The 16,053-nt window shown below is 70.5% G+C and carries 16 protein-coding genes and 1 pseudogene; 7 read left to right on the plus strand and 10 right to left on the minus strand.

Going from position 1 to position 16,053, the window contains the following annotated elements:
* Positions 1–43 precede the first annotated feature (43 nt).
* The 5 genes and pseudogenes from BKK81_RS28650 to BKK81_RS28670 form a co-directional block, all read right to left on the minus strand.
* Positions 44–910, minus strand: a complete 867-nt coding sequence (locus tag BKK81_RS28650) for a polysaccharide deacetylase family protein (protein ID WP_071019937.1) — start codon at positions 908–910, stop codon at positions 44–46.
* The gene (locus BKK81_RS28655) at positions 907–3,330 is read right to left on the minus strand and encodes an MMPL family transporter (protein ID WP_071019939.1); all 2,424 of its coding nucleotides are present in this window, start codon (positions 3,328–3,330) and stop codon (positions 907–909) included. The genes BKK81_RS28650 and BKK81_RS28655 overlap by 4 nt, the downstream gene beginning before the upstream one ends.
* Before the next feature lie 14 nt (positions 3,331–3,344).
* Entirely contained in the window at positions 3,345–3,977 is a 633-nt protein-coding gene (locus BKK81_RS28660) for a LolA-related protein (protein ID WP_071019942.1), read from the minus strand.
* Positions 3,978–3,981: 4 nt separating this feature from the next.
* The gene (locus BKK81_RS28665) at positions 3,982–4,941 is read right to left on the minus strand and encodes an LpxL/LpxP family acyltransferase (RefSeq protein ID WP_071019944.1); all 960 of its coding nucleotides are present in this window, start codon (positions 4,939–4,941) and stop codon (positions 3,982–3,984) included.
* A pseudogene (locus BKK81_RS28670) lies at positions 4,938–6,709 on the minus strand (AMP-binding protein). The gene BKK81_RS28665 and the pseudogene BKK81_RS28670 overlap by 4 nt, the downstream one beginning before the upstream one ends.
* Positions 6,710–7,124: 415 nt before the next feature.
* Here BKK81_RS28670 and BKK81_RS28675 point away from each other — a divergent pair.
* A complete protein-coding gene (locus BKK81_RS28675) occupies positions 7,125–7,385 on the plus strand; it encodes a phosphopantetheine-binding protein (protein WP_071019946.1) in 261 nt (86 codons plus the stop codon).
* 61 nt (positions 7,386–7,446) lie between these two features.
* Complete coding sequence (locus tag BKK81_RS28680; protein WP_071019949.1) at positions 7,447–8,265, plus strand: glycosyltransferase family 2 protein; 819 nt, start codon at positions 7,447–7,449, stop codon at positions 8,263–8,265.
* 42 nt (positions 8,266–8,307) lie between these two features.
* On the opposite strand, the gene BKK81_RS28685 is transcribed toward BKK81_RS28680, so the two are convergent.
* Both BKK81_RS28685 and BKK81_RS28690 read right to left on the minus strand, forming a co-directional pair.
* Complete coding sequence (locus BKK81_RS28685) at positions 8,308–8,616, minus strand: high-potential iron-sulfur protein (protein WP_071022536.1); 309 nt, start codon at positions 8,614–8,616, stop codon at positions 8,308–8,310.
* 260 nt (positions 8,617–8,876) lie between these two features.
* Positions 8,877–9,614, minus strand: a complete 738-nt coding sequence (locus BKK81_RS28690; protein WP_071022539.1) for an IclR family transcriptional regulator — start codon at positions 9,612–9,614, stop codon at positions 8,877–8,879.
* A gap of 175 nt (positions 9,615–9,789) precedes the next feature.
* On the opposite strand from BKK81_RS28690, the gene BKK81_RS28695 reads away from it, so the two are divergent.
* The 4 genes from BKK81_RS28695 (at position 9,790) to BKK81_RS28710 (ending at position 13,432) form a co-directional block, all read left to right on the plus strand.
* Positions 9,790–10,182 carry a cupin domain-containing protein gene (locus BKK81_RS28695; RefSeq protein ID WP_071019951.1) on the plus strand — a complete coding sequence of 131 codons (393 nt, stop codon included), beginning with the start codon at positions 9,790–9,792 and terminating at the stop codon, positions 10,180–10,182.
* A gap of 82 nt (positions 10,183–10,264) precedes the next feature.
* A complete protein-coding gene (locus BKK81_RS28700) occupies positions 10,265–11,242 on the plus strand; it encodes a Bug family tripartite tricarboxylate transporter substrate binding protein (protein ID WP_071022541.1) in 978 nt (325 codons plus the stop codon).
* Between the two features lie 29 nt (positions 11,243–11,271).
* Positions 11,272–12,252 (plus strand): Bug family tripartite tricarboxylate transporter substrate binding protein, encoded by a 981-nt coding sequence (locus BKK81_RS28705; protein WP_156811561.1) that lies wholly within the window; start codon positions 11,272–11,274, stop codon positions 12,250–12,252.
* A 7-nt stretch (positions 12,253–12,259) separates the two neighbouring features.
* Positions 12,260–13,432, plus strand: coding sequence for an acyl-CoA dehydrogenase family protein (locus tag BKK81_RS28710; RefSeq protein ID WP_071019957.1), 1,173 nt, complete (start codon positions 12,260–12,262; stop codon positions 13,430–13,432).
* A gap of 32 nt (positions 13,433–13,464) precedes the next feature.
* On the opposite strand, the gene BKK81_RS28715 is transcribed toward BKK81_RS28710, so the two are convergent.
* The 3 genes from BKK81_RS28715 to BKK81_RS28725 form a co-directional block, all read right to left on the minus strand.
* Positions 13,465–13,635: a glycine zipper 2TM domain-containing protein gene (locus BKK81_RS28715; RefSeq protein WP_231908253.1), complete on the minus strand. Its 171-nt coding sequence runs from the start codon at positions 13,633–13,635 to the stop codon at positions 13,465–13,467.
* 169 nt (positions 13,636–13,804) lie between these two features.
* A complete protein-coding gene (locus BKK81_RS28720) occupies positions 13,805–14,668 on the minus strand; it encodes an NAD(P)-dependent oxidoreductase (protein ID WP_071019962.1) in 864 nt (287 codons plus the stop codon).
* A gap of 352 nt (positions 14,669–15,020) precedes the next feature.
* The gene (locus BKK81_RS28725; RefSeq protein WP_071019965.1) at positions 15,021–15,257 is read right to left on the minus strand and encodes a hypothetical protein; all 237 of its coding nucleotides are present in this window, start codon (positions 15,255–15,257) and stop codon (positions 15,021–15,023) included.
* Between the two features lie 354 nt (positions 15,258–15,611).
* Between BKK81_RS28725 and BKK81_RS28730 the strand changes: the two genes are divergently transcribed.
* Positions 15,612–16,046, plus strand: coding sequence for a MarR family winged helix-turn-helix transcriptional regulator (locus tag BKK81_RS28730; protein WP_071019968.1), 435 nt, complete (start codon positions 15,612–15,614; stop codon positions 16,044–16,046).
* The last annotated feature ends 7 nt before the right edge of the window (positions 16,047–16,053 follow it).

Here is a 16,053-nt window from a genome sequence, read left to right on the forward strand (position 1 = left end):
GGGTTGCGGGGGTCATTGAATTGTAGCAAAGGGCCTCGGCAGCTCAGGCCTGCCCGTCCTCCGGGCGCGTGGGCGCGATGGCGGGAGCGGCGAAGGCCTCGCGCAAGGTGACGCAGCGCAGCCCGGCATCCTGCACCGCGGCGAGCACATGGGGCAGGACCGCCGGCAGCGTGTGCGTGCCGCCTGCCATGCGCGCGCCGTGGCCGTCGTGCAGCAGCAGGATGTCGCGCGCGGCCAGGCCGCGCAGCAGGCGGGCGGCGATGCGCTCGGGGCGGGCACGGGGCAAGGTATCGAAGCCGCGCCGGGTCCAGCTCGCCAGGTTCAGGCCGAGCCCGCACAGCGCCGGTTCCAGGAAGGGGTTGCGCAGGCCCGCGGGGGCGCGGAAGAAGCGCGGCGCCGTGCCCGCCAGCTCCGCCAGCACCTGCTGGGCGGATGCGATCTCGGCGCGCATCCAGCCTGGGCCCGACACGGAGAAGCGGTGAGAGTGATGCTGGCTGTGGTTCTCGACCGCGTGTCCGGCGCGGGCGATCTCCCGCACCAGCGCGGGATGCCGTTCGGCTCGCGCGCCGATGCAGAAGAAGGTGGCGCGCAGGTCATGGCGGGCCAGCCAGTCCAGCACCCGCGGCGTCAGCTCCGGGTCGGGGCCGTCGTCGAAGGTGAGGGCGATGCAGTCCTCTGCCTGCGGCGGCAGCTGGCGCAGGTTGGGGCCGAGCCAGGCACAGCGCGGCCACAGGCCGGCACCGGCCATCAGCAGGTGTGACGCGGCAACGCCGCCGGCCGCCCAGGGCAGTGTGGCGGGCGCCAGCAGTACCGCGCCCAGGGCCCCGACATGGGTCGCCGCGGCCGCATACAGCAGGCCGGACGGGCGCCAGGGGCGGACCCCCGCCAGCATGGTGGGGGCGCCGCTCATGACCGCCCTCCCGTTGTGCGCGCGCCGCGGCGGCGCGGCGCCGCCAGCATGGCGGAAAAAAGCAGCGCGAGCACGGCGCCCGGGGCCACCGTCAGGCCGAAGGCCTGCAACAGCGGCAGGCTGGAAGCGGCCAGCAGGCCGAAGGCGGCGACGGTGGCGAGGTTGGCCAGCACCAGCGAAACCAGGGTGTGCGGCGACGGGCCGGTCGCCGTGCCGTCCGCGCGCTGGTTGAAGAACAGCGCGTAGTTCGAGCCGATCGCCACCAGCAGCAGCATGCCCACCAGGTGCAGCAGGCTGAGCTGGCGCCCGTTGAAGGTCAAGGCGGCGGCGACGACGAGAGCGGCGGCAACCAGCGGGACGAGCGTGCGCAGCACGCGCGCCGGCGAGCGCAGCGCCGCCGCCAGCAGCAGCACGATGGCGGCAAAGCCGGCCAGGCCCAGATGGATGGCTTCGCGCAGATAGTTGTCGTAGAGGCGGTCGGATTCGCCCTTGAGGTCGACGAAGAGCGCGCCGGCCACGCCGGCGCGCGCCAGCGCCGCCCGCACCGGCGCCGCCTCGGGCGTGCCGCTGGCGCGCAGCGGCAAGGTGGCACTCCAACGCCCGCCCTGATGGCGCAACAGGGCGCTGACGGCCAGCGCCAGCGAACTGCCGCGCAGGTCGTCCTCCTGCAGCAACGGCGCCTGCCGGGCCCGTTCGACGTCGTCGAGGAAGGGGGTGAAAAGGCTCGCCTTGACCGGCTGGCCGGCCACGGCGGCCGCCAGCCGCTGCGCCAGTTCCGCGCGCGGCGGCAGGCTGGCCTGGCGGGCGCGCTGGGTGGCTTCGCTGGGGAGGTAGCGAGCGGGCGTCTCGTAGCCGGTCAGCACGCCTTGCGCCACCAGGCCGTCGAGCTCACGTCCGACGCGCTCCGCGCCTTGCAGCACGCTTTCGCGGTCGGGGCCATCGAGCACGATGAGATAGCGCACGTCGGGCGCGCCCAGGTCGGCGCGCAGCGAACTGTCGAGGGCCTGTGCGTCCTTCGGCACCGGGCTCAGCGAAGAGAGCTCTGGATTCCACAACGTGCCGGGGTGCTGCCAGAGCATGGCCAGCGCGACGAGCGGCAGCACTACCACGCACCAGCGCAACCGCCCCGCCGCCGCCGCGGCGCGCGCGAGGCGGCCGCCCAGCGCGCTGACGTCGCGCAGGCGGAAGCCTGCCGGCAGCAGTTGCGGCAGCACATGGCGGGTGGTCAGCGCGGCGGCGGCAAGCCCGGCGATCGAGTACACGCCGAGCTGCGCCAGGCCGGGAAAGCCGGACAGCAGCAGGCAGGCAAAGCCGCAGATGGAGGTCAGCACGCCGAGGCGGATGGTGGGCCAGAAGCGGCGCACCCACTCGCGCGGGTCGCGGCTGTCGGCGTGGGCCGACTGCACGAACAGGTAGATCGAATAGTCCACCGCCTCGCCGATCAGGGTGGTGCCGAAGCCCAGCGTCAGGCCGTGCACGGTGCCGCCGAAGCCCAGGCTCACGGCGGCGACCCCGGCCAGCGCGCCGGTGAGCACCGGCACCATGCCGAGCGCCAGCGTGCGCGGCGAGCGATAGACGAGCAGCAGCATGCCGGCGATGATGGCCAGCGCCGTGGTCGACAAGCGTTCGACATCGTGCCGGATGGTATCGCGCGTCTGCACCGAGAACACGCCCGGCCCGGTCATCAGCAGCCGATAGGGGGCGGCACTGGCGGGCAGTTCCTGCCGGCTGGCGACCTGGGCGAAGGCCGTGCGGATGGCGGCGATGGCCTGTTCCTGCGCATCGGTGTCGGCGCCCGCGGCGGCTGTCTGCGCCAGCAGCACTGCGCGCCGGCCATCGCGCGAGGCCCAGGCACCGTCGCGCATCGGCACGCTGCGGCCGGCGTCGAACTGGCCCAGCAGCGTGGCCATCTCGCCGGTGGGATCGCGCGGCAGCAGTGACTTGGTAAACAGGCCGGCGGGCGAGGCCAGCAGGTCGAGCGAGTCCGCCACGGCAGCGCGCAGGCCCTCCTGTGAGAAATGCTCGGGCGTCACCGCCGGGCTGAGCAGGTAGCGGTGGCCGTAGAGCAGACGCTGGTCGGCCTCGCGATTGACCGGCTCGCCGTTGCTGATGGCGGAGAAGCGCTGGTCGGCGCGCAGGCTCGCACCCAGTGCGCGCGACAGCGTGGCGCGGCCTGCGCTGTCGCCGCCTTCGATGCCGACCAGGATCAGGCGCGAAACGAGACCGTCGCGCAGCTGGTCGACCAGCACCTGCTGCTCGGTGCTCGGCGCGCGCGGCAGGAAGGCCGAGAGATCGGCCGTGAAACGGCTGCGCGAGGCTACCAGGGCGCATGCCAGCAGCAGCGCCAGCCACAACCAGACGGCAAGGCGTGGCCGGCGCGGTGCCGGTGCGGAAGAGAGCGGGCCGGACGAGGCGTTCATAGGTGCTGGCGCGCTCAGGGGGCCGGCCGGATCTGCATCACCGAGCGGTCGCCGTCGGCCTGGACGATCTCGACACTGCTGAGGTTGTCGCGCACGCCGTCGATACGCACCTGCTTGACGTGCGCTGCCATGCGCGCGTCGGTGGGAACCAGCGTCAGGGCCCAGCGGTTCGCCACGCCGTCGACGCGCAGCCGGTAGTAGCGCTCGAGGGCATCACGGTTGCCTGCCAGGGTGGCGCGGATGCTCTCGATGAAGGCGGCCAGCTCCGGGTAGTTCTGCAGCGGCATCACATACGACTTGCCGCCGCGCTCGACGGTCATCATGTCGCCGTCCAGCACCATGTTCTCGGGCTTGGGCGTCAGCGTGCGCTTCTCGAGATGGTCGGGGGCGACGAAGACGAGTTCGCCGGTCGAGTCCACCGGGCGCTCCAGCATGGCCAGGTACTTGCGTTCCGAGAAGCGGACCCGGCCCGATTTGCGCTGGGCCAGTGCCGACATCAACTGGTCGACACCCCAGGCTCCGGCGGCCTGGGCCGGAGCTTCGGGCGCAGCGGGCACGGCGGATGCGGCCCGCGCGACGGGCGTGTGGGCACAGGCCAGGCAGGCGGCGAGAAACAGGGCGGGCGGCGTGAAGCGTCGAAGCGGCATGGCGTCAGCGTGGGGCGCTGGCAGGTGCGCCGGAGCGGCTGTCCTGCCAGAAATCGTAGAAGTTGAACCAATTGCGCGGCGCCGCGCGGCAATGCCGCTCGAGCGCCGCGACATAGCGGGCAAGCGCGGCCTCGATCTCGGCGTCGCGATCGCGGCGGGGCGTGCGTGAAAAATCGGCGAGCCACTCGAAGTGGATCTCGTAGCGGTTGCCGCCCAGGTACAGGCCGGTCATGAACAGGGTGGGGCGGCGCAGCATCGCCGCGATCCGCAGCGGGCCGGTGGGAAAGCCGGCGGCCGCGCCGAGAAAGTCGCGCGGTTCGACCGGATCGCTGGCGCGCTGCGCGAGCGTGCGATCGGCCAGCATGCCGACCAGGAAGCCGCGCTCCAGGTAGTCGCGCACCTTGAGCATGGCGTCCAGGCTGCCCAGCGCGATCACGTCCTGCCGCATGGCCGGGTTGACGGCCTGCAGCACATCGTTGACCTTGCGCGCATTCTCTTCGTACATCGTGATCGCCACCTGCAGGCCGGGCCGCTGGCGTCCGGCGGCGCGGATCACTTCGAAGCTGCCGAGATGCGCGCCGAGCAGGAAGGCTCCGCCGCCGTCGGCCAGCGCCGCGTCGATGACGTCGGTGCCGTGTACGCGGATATCGAACTGCTCGAAGCGGCCATTGAGCAGGTAGACCCGGTCGAGGATGGTGCTGGCGAAGGACAGCAGATGGCCGAAGGTATCCCGCAGGCGTGCCCGCCGCCCGCTGACGCGCGACAGGTAGGCCAGCGAGGCCCGCCGCGCCCGCGGCGCGAAGCCGAGAAAATAGAGCGTGATCGGATACAGCAGCAGCCGCGCGGCGCGTCGGCCCAGGCGCAGCGAGAGCGACGTCATGAGCCGCAGCAGGAAGAGGTTGCTGCGCTCGCGGCTTTCGCTCCATTCGGGCTGGCCGGCGGGCTGCGGGGCGGGGCCGCTCATGGCGCGTCTGCGCCGGCTGGCGCGGCGGCGGGTGCGATGTTGAAAACCCCGTTGGCGACATCGTGCTCACCCACGCGCAACGTGAAGCGCAGGGTAGCGTCCGTCGGCGGCGTGTATTGCAGGACGACGAAGTCGCCGGGAGCGACGGGGTACAGGAATTTCGCCGTGCCCAGGCGCAGTTGGCCGGGCGCGAGGCCGAGCGTATCCGCCAGGTGGAGCGCCGCGAGGTCCAGCAGCACCACGCCCGGTACCACCGGGTGTCCGGGAAAGTGGCCGGGCAGGGCAGGGTGGCTGGCCGGGATGCCGAAGCCGTACGGCGCGCTCATGACGGGCGCTCCCCGCGGCGCGCCGCCAGCAGCCGCGCGACCAGCGGTGCCAGCTGGTCGCGCGGCAGTTTGCCGGTGGCATTGCGCGGCAGGCTGTCCACCAGCAGCACGCTGCGCGGCATGAAGGCAGGATCGATGCGTTCGCGCAGCGCGCGCCGCAGGCGCCCGCTGTCCAGGCCCGGCGCGACCGCCAGCGCGACGAGGCGCGCGGCGCCCGCCCCGGGCGCCGGCTCCGGCAGGAAGAAGCACCCGTCCTGCACGCCCTCGATAGCGGTCAACTGGTGGTTCAGGTAGGCCAGGGAACTGCGTTTTCCCGCGATATTGACCAGGTCCGCGCGGCGCCCATGCAGCAGGAAACGGCGTGCGTCGAGGCGTTCGAGCAGGTCGCCCATCGGCACCGCCTGGCCGACGTGGCCGCCGGATGCCCAGGCCACCGGGCCGTCTTCCTCCTCGCCAGCCGCCGGCGCGCGCCAGTCCAGATCGATGCCCGGCAGCAATGTCCACGCAGTGTCGCGCGCACTCGCGCGTACTGCGATCTGTCCGGTCTCGGTGCTGCCGTAGATTTCCAGCAGCGGCGCCCCGAAGCCGTGTTCAGCCTCATGCGCCAGGGCCGCGGGGAGGGCGGCGGTGGCCGACAGCAGCAGGTCTGCGCGCGGCAGGGAGATGCCACTTGCCAGCACCGCACGAAGGTGCGGCGGCGAGGTGACGAGCACGCGCGGGCGGGGGGCGGCTGCGAGCGCCGCGCGGATATCGGCCGGGTAGAAGACCGGCGCCGCCTGCAGGGCCAGGCCGGCCTGCAAGGCCAGCATCACCGTGCATTCGAAGCCGAACATGTGCTGGGGCGGCACGGTGCCGACCAGGACATGCCGGCGTCCATCGTCCAGGCCGAGGCGGGCGGCCGACGCGCGGGCGAGCCGCACCATCTGCCCCCACGTTTTCGCATGCGGCACGGGCAAGCCCGAAGAACCCGAGGTGAAGATATAGGCCATGATCCGCTCGGCCGGGATCAGCGGAATGAGCGGGGCGGCGGGAACGGCGGCGGCCGGCGCTTCACCCGGCTCACCCAGGCCGGCCGAGCAAGCCGCCATCTCCGCGGGATACGCCAGGCGCGGCAGGCCGGTCGCCGCCAGGGCCTCGGTGGCCAGGGCCTCGTCGTCATAGAGGCACACCGTATCCGTCGCGCCGGCGCAGAGCGCGGCAAGCGTGTGCGGATTCAGTGTCGGCGGCAGCAGGCTCGGCTTGCCGCCGACCAGCGCCGCGCAAAGGCCGACCATGAATCGGTAGCGGTCGCCGCACAGGTTCAGCACATGGCCGCCAGCCGGCAGCAGCGCGGCCAGCCGGGCGACATCGGCCAGGAAGCGGCGTACCGTGACCGCCTGTCCCATCCGGTACGCGATCACGTCGTCCGGCGAGGCATGGGAGACAAGGGCAATGGCAGGCATGGCGAGCGGGAAGGCTGGGCTGCGTGACGGCATCAGGCGGCCGCCAGCCCGGTGCGGTGGCGCGCCGCGTGGGGCGGCCGCCGGGGCGCCGGGGCGCAGGGAAGTCGAGGAAAGCGATTGACAACAGACATGACGGCGCTCAGCATGTGCGGCCCGGATCGCCCCTGCGACCGGGGCCGGCCGCGAAAACCGGCGGACCACGCCAGGAAGACCGCACCGGCGGGAGGTGGTTTCCGGTGGCACCGACAATGTTGTTACGAAAGTTCTCTTGCCTAGTGGGATATTGCCTAGCTTGGTAGCATTCACCACGAAGGCGGAGCGCGAGTATACCTTAGCCTTAGCCTCGGCGACCCGCCACGGCGCCGCGCGTGCAGCATCGGACGCGCGGGCGTGCAGCCCACAGCCCCCTGGAATGATGAACGAACTGGAAACCGAACTCGCGCGCCTGATCATCGGCGAACTCGACATCACGGATATCGCGCTGGCCGACGTCCGGCCCGATACACCGCTCTATGGCGAGGGATTCGGCCTGGACTCGATCGACATCCTCGAGATCGCGCTGCTCGTGTCCAAGAAATACGGCTTCGAACTGCGCTCGGACAATCCGGACAACAAGCGCATTTTCCAGTCGCTGGGCAGCCTGGCGGCCTATACGCAACAACAGCGGTCACGCTGAATCGCAAGAGGGCAAGGCGGCCGACGGCAGGCGCTGTCGGCGGCCGCACGGAAGGAAGACGATGGATCGACGCCTCGGCCCCGGTGATCCGGAGGCATCGAAAACCCACCTCGTACTGATCCCCAGCTACAACCCGGGGGACAAGGTGCGCGAGACCGTTCGCGCCGCACGGCGCGCCTGGAACCCCGTATGGGTCGTGGTCGATGGCAGCACGGATGCCAGCACGGCGTGGCTGCGTGAAGAGGCCGCACGCGACCCGGGCCTGCGCGTGCTGGAACTGCCGCGCAACGCCGGCAAGGGCGCGGCCGTGCTGCACGGGGCGGAACGCGCCGCGGCGGCGGGCTTCACCCACGCGCTGGTGATGGACTCCGACGGCCAGCACCCCGCCCACCTGATCCGGCCGTTCATGGCGGCGTCGCAGCGCGATCCGGCGGCGCTCGTGCTGGGCCGGCCGCTGTTCGACCGCAGTGCGCCGCGCGAGCGCGTCTACGGGCGCCGGCTTTCCAACCTGTGCACGGACCTGGAGACGCTCTGGGCCGGCATCGGCGACTCCCTCTACGGCTTCCGCGTCTATCCTATCGCGCCGCTGCGCGCGGTCATGGCCGAGCGCCCGTGGATGCGCCGTTTCGACTTCGACCCGGAAGTGGCGGTGCGCCTGTGCTGGCGCGGCCTGCATCCGCTCAACCTGGATGCCCCGGTACGCTACTTCCGCGCCGATGAGGGGGGCGTCTCGCACTTCAATTACCTGCGCGACAACGTGCTGCTGGTGTCGATGCACTTGCGCCTGCTGACGGGCGGACTGCTGCGCCTGCCCTTGCTGGCCTGGCGGCGCCTGCAGCCGCCACGCTGCGGCGAAGCGCCGGAAGCGGTGAAACGCTGAGCCCATGCGCCGGCTCCGCCGCTTCCGACGGGCCGCGCGCGCTTACATCGTGGCGTACGCGCTGCACCAACCGGCGGCCGCGACCTGCCTGTCGCCGAACAGCACGCAACCGCCCCAGGCACTGCCTGTGTCGCCCTGGTAGAGCGAACAGCCGGCACAGTTCTGCCCGGACTGGTAAGTGGTGAACCTGGCCTTGTCCACGCGGGCGGCGTCGTGCACGTAGCCGACCTTTTGCGCGGCTGGATCGCTTTCCTCTAGGCGGGTCGATTGCGCCCGGGCCGCTTGCTGCCAGGCAAAGGCGGTGCTCAGTCCCAGGCCGCAAGCCAGGAAGCCGCGTCGTGATGGATTCATCATGGATCGGTCTCGTTCAGATTGGTGTGGGGAAGATGCGTGCCCGTTCGTGCACGGCCACGCGCAAGACCGCAAGCGTAGCGCAGGGCAAGCCAACGCGTCCCGATTCACGTGCCGTCGAGCCTTGGCGGTGCCAGGTTCCGCGTCCCCGCGGCAAATCGATATGACATCGATATTTCAGCGCTGAAACAATCGTGCCAGCCGTTGCCGCCTGGCGGTTCGCCAGCGGGCAGCCCGTACGCCCGGTTTTCCAATCGGTATCAGTTGACTTTCTCCAGCGTAGCGCAGGCGGTACGCAATATGGCGCCAAAGCGCTCGAGATTGGGCTCGATGCGGTAGACCGGCCCGGCGATCGAGATCCCGTACCACTCGCCCGACAGCTTGAGCGGCCAGGCCAATGCGCCCACGTCCGGCATCGATTCCCCCAGGTTGACGAAGCTGCCCCGTTCCGCGCCACGGGCGAGGTCGGCCTCCAGCTGCGCCGCGCTCGCCAGCGTGCGCGGCGTGAAGGCCCGGTAGGAAAGCTGCGCGAGCAGGACCTGCCGCTCCTCCGGCGCCATGGCCCATAGCAGCGCCTTGCCGATCGAGTTGGCGTGCAGTTCGCGCCGTTCGCCCGCCGTGGCGATATAGCGGATCGCGTGAGGGGATTCCAGTACGTCGAGGTAGAGCACCGCGGCGCCGTCGTGCAGCTTGCCGATGACGACAGTCTCGCCGGTGGCTGCGCGCAACTCGTTCATGGTGTCGTGGACGCGGTCGAGCACCGGGTCGTGCCGCGCGATCTGCTGCGCCATGGCCAGCAGGCGCCCCGTCGGGTAGTAGCCCTGGCGGCGCCCGGCTTCGTACAGGTAGCCGAGGGCGGTGAGGGTGCGGATCAGCGCCAGGCAGCTCGACGCCGGCACCGACAGCAGCCGCGCCAGCTCCGTCAACGACAGGGCGCGCCGCTCGCGGGCGAAGGTCTCGATGATCTCGATCACCCGCAGCGCGGTCTTCACATTCATGGTCTGGGCGCCTTGGGTCGCGCCTTGGGCGGCCTGGGCAGGCTGGGGATGGCCTTCAGCGCGGCGCATGTGCTCTCTCTCCCGATCGTGGTTTCCGATAGTTGACTTGGTTTTTCATGAGTATAAAATCGCTTTCACAATTATGAAAACGGCGCCAAGGCGCCCGGAGACAGCCATGACGCAAGACCTGCCTCGATACTTCGTCCGCACGGACGAAGTGCCCGGCTACCACCCGGCGAATCACACCGGCACGCTCAACCGCCGCCTGATCGGCCGCGAGACTGTCGGCGCCACCCAGCTCGAAGTGGTGCACGGCACCATCGAGAAGGGCAAGGGCGCGCTGCCCCATGCGCATCCGGGCATCGAACAGGTCTGCTACCTGCTGCAGGGCCGCGCGCGCGCCGAGATCGGCGGCCAGTCGCGCGAACTCGGCCCCGGCGACTGCTGTTTCTTCCCGGCCGACACCATGCATGTGTTCACCGTGCTCAGCGACGAGCCGGTCAAGGTACTGGTGATCTACGCCCCCCCGTACGAAGAGTCTCCACAGCGCGTGGTGCGCCCGGCCTGAACGCCGGCGGCCCGGCGGCGGGCCGCGGCGGCATGTGCCGGAATCCATCGAGCAGGGCAAGCAGGTCAAAGAGGAGGTGTGCATGAGTCAGAGATCCCGACGCCGGATACTGGCGCTGGCCGCGGCATTGTGCCTGACGCCGGCGCTGGCCTGGGCGGATGCCTATCCGAGCCGGCCCATCCGGCTGGTGGTGCCTTACGCGCCCGGCGGCGCCACCGATATGGTGGCGCGGCTGTTCTCGCAGAAGCTGGGCGAGGCGCTCAAGCAGCCCGTGGTGGTGGAAAACCGGCCCGGCGCCAACGGCATCATCGGCACCGACCAGGTGGCGCGCGCCGCGCCGGACGGCTACACGCTGCTGCTCAACACGGCGGGGGCGCAGACCTTGAGCCCGGTGCTGTACAAGGCTGGCTACGACCCGGTCAAGAGCTTCGCGCCGATCAGCCTGATCAGCGCGATCGGCTTCGTCATGGTGGTGCACCCGTCGGTGCCGGCCAAGACCGTGCAGGAGTTCGTCGCGCTGGCGCGTGCCGGCAGCCGGCCGCTGAGCCTGTCGACCGGCAGCAGCATGATCGAACTGATCGGGGAGACCTTCAAGACGGCCATCGGCGCGCCCAAGATGGTCAGCGCCCCGTACAAGGGCACGGGTCCCCAGTTGCAGGCCGTGGTGGCCGGCGAGGTGGACATGACCATCGATCCGTTCAACGGCATGCAGATGATCCGGGCCGGCAAGCTGCGCCCGCTGGCGGTGCTGGCGTCCAAGCGTTCGCCGGCCCTGCCCGACGTGCCGACCATGCAGGAGGCGGGCATTCCCGGCATGAGCTTCAACTCCTGGGCCGGCCTGCTGGCGCCGGCCGGCACGCCCAGGGAGATCATCGTGCGGCTGAACCAGGAAGTGAGCCGCATCGTCGCTTCCCCCGAGATCAAGGAACGGCTGGCGGCGATCGACTATGAGGCGGTCGGCAGCACGCCGGAACAGTTCGCCGCCATCATCGCCGACGACAGCGCGCGCTGGGCGAAGCTGGTCAAGGATACGCACTACAAGGAAAGGATGGCGCAATGAACGCCAGGCCTGGAATGAGGAGACTGATGATGATCCGGACCAAGCTGCCTGGCCTGTGCGCCATCCTGCTGGCCTTCCTGTGCGCGGGCGCGCTGCCGCCGGCACGCGCAGCCGATGCCTATCCGAGCCGGCCGATCCGGCTGGTGGTGCCGTTCGCCGCGGGCAGCGGCACCGACGCGGTGGCCCGCATCACCGCCAGGGAACTGGGCGAGGCCTTGAAGGAGAACGTGGTGGTGGACAACCGTCCGGGCGCCAACGGCGCCATCGCGGCGGAACTGGTGGCACAGGCGGCGCCGGACGGCTACACGCTGTTCATGACCACCAACACCACCCATTCGGCCAATCCCTCGCTGATGAAGAAGCTGCTGTACGACCCGATCCGCGACTTCACGCCGGTGGCGCGCATGGGCAACCTGCCCTTCATGCTGGTGGTCAACCCCAAGCTGCCGGTCAAGACCGTGTCCGAGCTGATCGCCTGGTGCCGCGCCCACCCCGGCATGTCCTATGCCAGCGGCAACAGCACCGGCATCGTCGCCGGCGCCACGCTGGGCCGCATGGCCAGGCTCGACCTGCTGCACGTGCCCTACAAGAGCACGCCGCCGGCCATGACCGATGTGATCGCCGGGCAGGTGCCGATGATGTTCGTCGACGTGGCGGCCGGCATCGCCAACGTCAAGGCCGGCAAGCTGCGCGCGCTGGCGGTTACCACCGCGCAGCGCAGCCGGCTGCTGCCCGAGCTGCCGCCGCTGGCGGAGACGCCGGAACTCAAGGGGTTCGACATCACCTCGTGGAACGGCGTGTTCGGGCCGGCGCGGTTGCCGCCCGAGATCGTGGCGCGGCTAAACCGCGAGCTGTCGCGCATCGCGACGAGCAAGGAGGTGGCTCCGCGTTTCGAGGCACTGGGCTTCGAAGGATTCGGGCAGTCGCCCGGACAGTTCGCCGGCTTCGTCGCCGATGAGCTGGTCAAATGGACCAAACTGGTCAAGGACGCCGGCATCCAGCCGGAATGAGGCAGGCATGAATTTCGAAAGAACCCCGGAGCAGCGCGCCATCGTCGAGGCGGTGACGCAACTGTGCAGCGACTTCGGCCCCGAGTACTGGGCCGGGCAGGACCAGCGGCATGAGTTCCCGCACGCCTTCCACCAGGCCATGGCCAAGGCCGGCTGGCTGGGTATCGCCATGCCGGAAGCCTACGGTGGTGCCGGCCTCGGCATTACCGAGGCAGCCCTGATCATGCAGACGGTGTCGGCCTCGGGGGCAGGCTTCTCGGGCGCCTCGTCGATCCACATGAATGTGTTCGGGCTCAATCCGGTGGTGGTGTTCGGCACCGATGCGCAGAAGGAATCGGCATTGCCCCCGCTGATCGCGGGGCAGGACAAGGCGTGCTTCGCCGTGACCGAACCGGATGCCGGGCTCGATACCACGCACCTGAAGACGCAGGCGGTGCGCAGCGCCGACGGCTCGGCCTATCGCGTCGACGGCCGCAAGATCTGGATCTCCACCGCGCAGGTGGCCAACCGCATGCTGCTGCTGGCGCGCACTACGCCGCTGGAGCAGGTGAGCAAGCCGACCCAGGGCCTGAGCCTGTTCTACACCACGCTCGACCGCGCGCATATCGAAGTGCGCGAGATCGACAAGATGGGGCGCGGTGCGGTCGATTCCAACATGCTGTTCATCGACGGCCTGATGGTGCCGGCGGGTGACCGCATCGGCGAGGAGGGACGCGGCTTCGAGTACATCCTGCACGGCCTCAATCCGGAACGCATCCTGATTGCCGCCGAGGCCGTAGGGCTGGGCCGCGCTGCCCTGCAGGCAGCGACGCGCTACGCGCGGGAGCGCGTGGTGTTCGGGCGGCCGATCGGGCAGAACCAAGGCATCCAGCATCCGCTGGCGCAGGCCTGGATGGCGCTGGAAGCGGCCGACATGATGGTGTGGAAGGCCGCCTGGCTATACGACCAGGGACAGCCGTGTGGCGCCGAAGCCAACGCGGCCAAGTACCTGGCCGCGGAAGCCGCGCACCAGGCCTGCCAGACAGCGGTACTGACGCTGGGCGGCATGGGCTATGCGCGCGAGTACCACGTGGAGCGCTACCTGCGCGAATCGTATATCCCGCGTATCGCGCCGGTCAGCGCGCAACTCATCCTGTGCCACATCGCGGAGCGGGTGCTGGGCCTGCCCAAGTCCTACTGAGCTTCCGGCCGGCCCGGGCGCCGGTGCTCGTGCTACTTGCCCAGCTCGTGCCCGACCACCCCGCCGACGACAGCACCGCCGACGGTACCGGCCGTGCTGCCGTGGGTCAGTTCGTGGCCTGCCACGCCACCCACCACCGCGCCGGTGGCCGTGCATCCACTCAGCGCCGCGACCAGCAGCGTGCCGGCTGCGAGCGCGCGCATCCATCGGGTCTTGTCCATGATCGGTCTCCTGCCCGCCGGCCGCCGCAATGGCAGCGACCGGTCCGGGCCTGATGAGGACCAGCATAGGCAGGGGCGGCGGTCCGCCGTGCCGGCGCCGCGCCGAAATCCGTGTAGGACCAGGACGACAGCGGCGCGGCGGTGCGGCGCCTCAGTCGCGCAGGCGCTTGATCAGCGAGGAGGTATCGGCACGGCCGCAGCCGCGCGTCTGCAGTTCAGCGTAGAACTGGTCGACCAGCGCCGTGACCGGCAGGGTGGCGCCATTGCGGCGCGCCTCGTCCAGGCACAGGCCCAGGTCCTTGCGCATCCAGTCGACCGCGAAGCCGAAGTCGAACTTGTCTTCCACCATGGTGGGGCCGCGGTTCTCGAGCTGCCACGAACCGGCCGCGCCCTTGCTGATCACGTCCAGCACGACCGGCATGTCGAGGCCGGCGCGCTGGCCGAAGGCGATCGCTTCGGACAGGCCTTGCAGCAGTCCTGCGATGCAGATCTGGTTGACCATCTTGGCGAGCTGGCCCGCCCCGGGGCCGCCGATGCGGGTCACGGCGCGCGCATAGGCCGAGATCACGGGTTCGATGCGCGCAAAGGCTGCCTCGTCGGCACCGCACATGATGGTGAGCACGCCTTTCTGCGCGCCGACTTCGCCCCCGGAGACCGGAGCATCGACGAATTGCAGGCCGCGCGCGGTGGCTGCCGCGTGCAGCTCGCGCGCGACATTGGCGCTGGCGGTGGTGTGATCGACAAAGACGCAGCCGGCCGGCGCGGTGCTATAGGCGCCATCAGCGCCCGCCAGCACGGCGCGCAGGTCGTCGTCGTTGCCGACGCAGGAGCAGACCACGTCGGCATCGCGCGCGGCTTCGGCGGGCGTGGCGGCAGCCTTGCCGCCGTACTCGGCTGCCCAGCGCTGTGCCTTGGCGGCGGTGCGGTTGTAGACGGTGACTTCGTGGCCCTTGGCCACGAGGTGGCCGGCCATGGGGTAGCCCATGACACCGAGACCGAGGAATGCGACACGCATGACGACTGCTCCCTGACTGGAAAAGCTCGATTCTACGTGAGCGGCCGGCGCGCGTTGGCCGGTCACGCATGTGCATGAACGGGTCGCCGGCGTCAAGGCGCCTCAGCCAGCGCCAGGCCGGCCACGGGTCGGCTTCGGGCGGCCGCGCCGGGCCAATCAAGGCATGAAGGCAGTGCTGCGTGAACCGCGAAGGGGCCGTACCCACTGTGACACCGTGACCTCGGGGCCGGCATGGCGCAAGGGCCGCCGCCCCCTTGCGGAGACGGCGGCCCTTGCTGCGAGCGTCGCGGGAAAGCGTCCGTCCAGGGCGGCCGGGCGCGCAGACGCCCGGGAAGTCAGGGAGGCCGGCCGCTCAAGCGCCGTCGGAGAAGGCATCACGCCGGGCATTGACCTGGTGATTGCCGTCCGAGTATGGGTCGCGGGCACCTTGCACGCGGCGCGCTTCGCCGGTGTAGGCATGGCTGCTGCTGGCGGCAGCGCCATCGGTGTACGGGTCGACGGCGCGGGGAGCGGCGTTGGCGAGGCCGGCGGCAGCGGCCAGCGAGGTGGCCAGAACTGTGCCGAGCAGGGCTTGCTTGAACGTGCGCATGGCGTTTCTCCTGAGATTTGGCAACCGGAAGCGGTTACCGATGGAGGAAGTCTACGCAGCGCTCGCCCACCGCAACATGACTGGAAAATGACAAAGCTGCAATGCACCACGGCGGCCGGCAGCGGCGGCCGGCACAAGGCTCGCGCGGCGCCAGCCCCTATGCCGGCCGTGGTGCGGATGCCACCAGCATGGCGTCCGCGCCAGGATGACCAGGGCGTGCGCAAGTGAGCTACATGTGGCTTCGAGCCGGCTCCACGCATGCTACGATTCGCACGCGAACCAATCCCGCTCCGCGACGGCGCCACGACGGCTCCAGCCGGTGCCGCGCGCCGGAACGGCTCCCTCACTGAAGACATGGAACATCGGCTCGTCTATCTGTTGAATGTCGGCCAGCGGCGCCTGCATCGCTGGACCCAGGCCCGTACCTCGGCGGGCGGTGTAACGGCGGCGCAGGCTGGCTTGCTCTTCTTCCTCGGCAAGCAGAACGGTGCCTTGATGAGCGAAGCCGCCGCGGCGCTCGATCTCGGGGCGCCCGGCATGAGCGGCCTGGCGGAGCGCTCGGAGCGTGCCGGACTGGTCGAGCGGCGCGCCGACACCACGGACCGGCGCGCTGCCCGGCTGTGGCTGACCGACGCCGGCCGGGCGGCACTGAAGCGCTCCAAGGCGGGCCTGACGGAGTTGAACGCGCGCCTGACCGACGGCTTCTCCGAGGCCGAGATCGACGTAGTGGCGCGCTGGCTTGCCAGCCTGCAGGAGAAGTTCCCGGCCTCCGACGACGATCTCGCCTAGCCGGCCG

Source organism: Cupriavidus sp. USMAHM13 (assembly GCF_001854285.1).
Classification (GTDB): Bacteria; Pseudomonadota; Gammaproteobacteria; order Burkholderiales; family Burkholderiaceae; genus Cupriavidus; species Cupriavidus malaysiensis.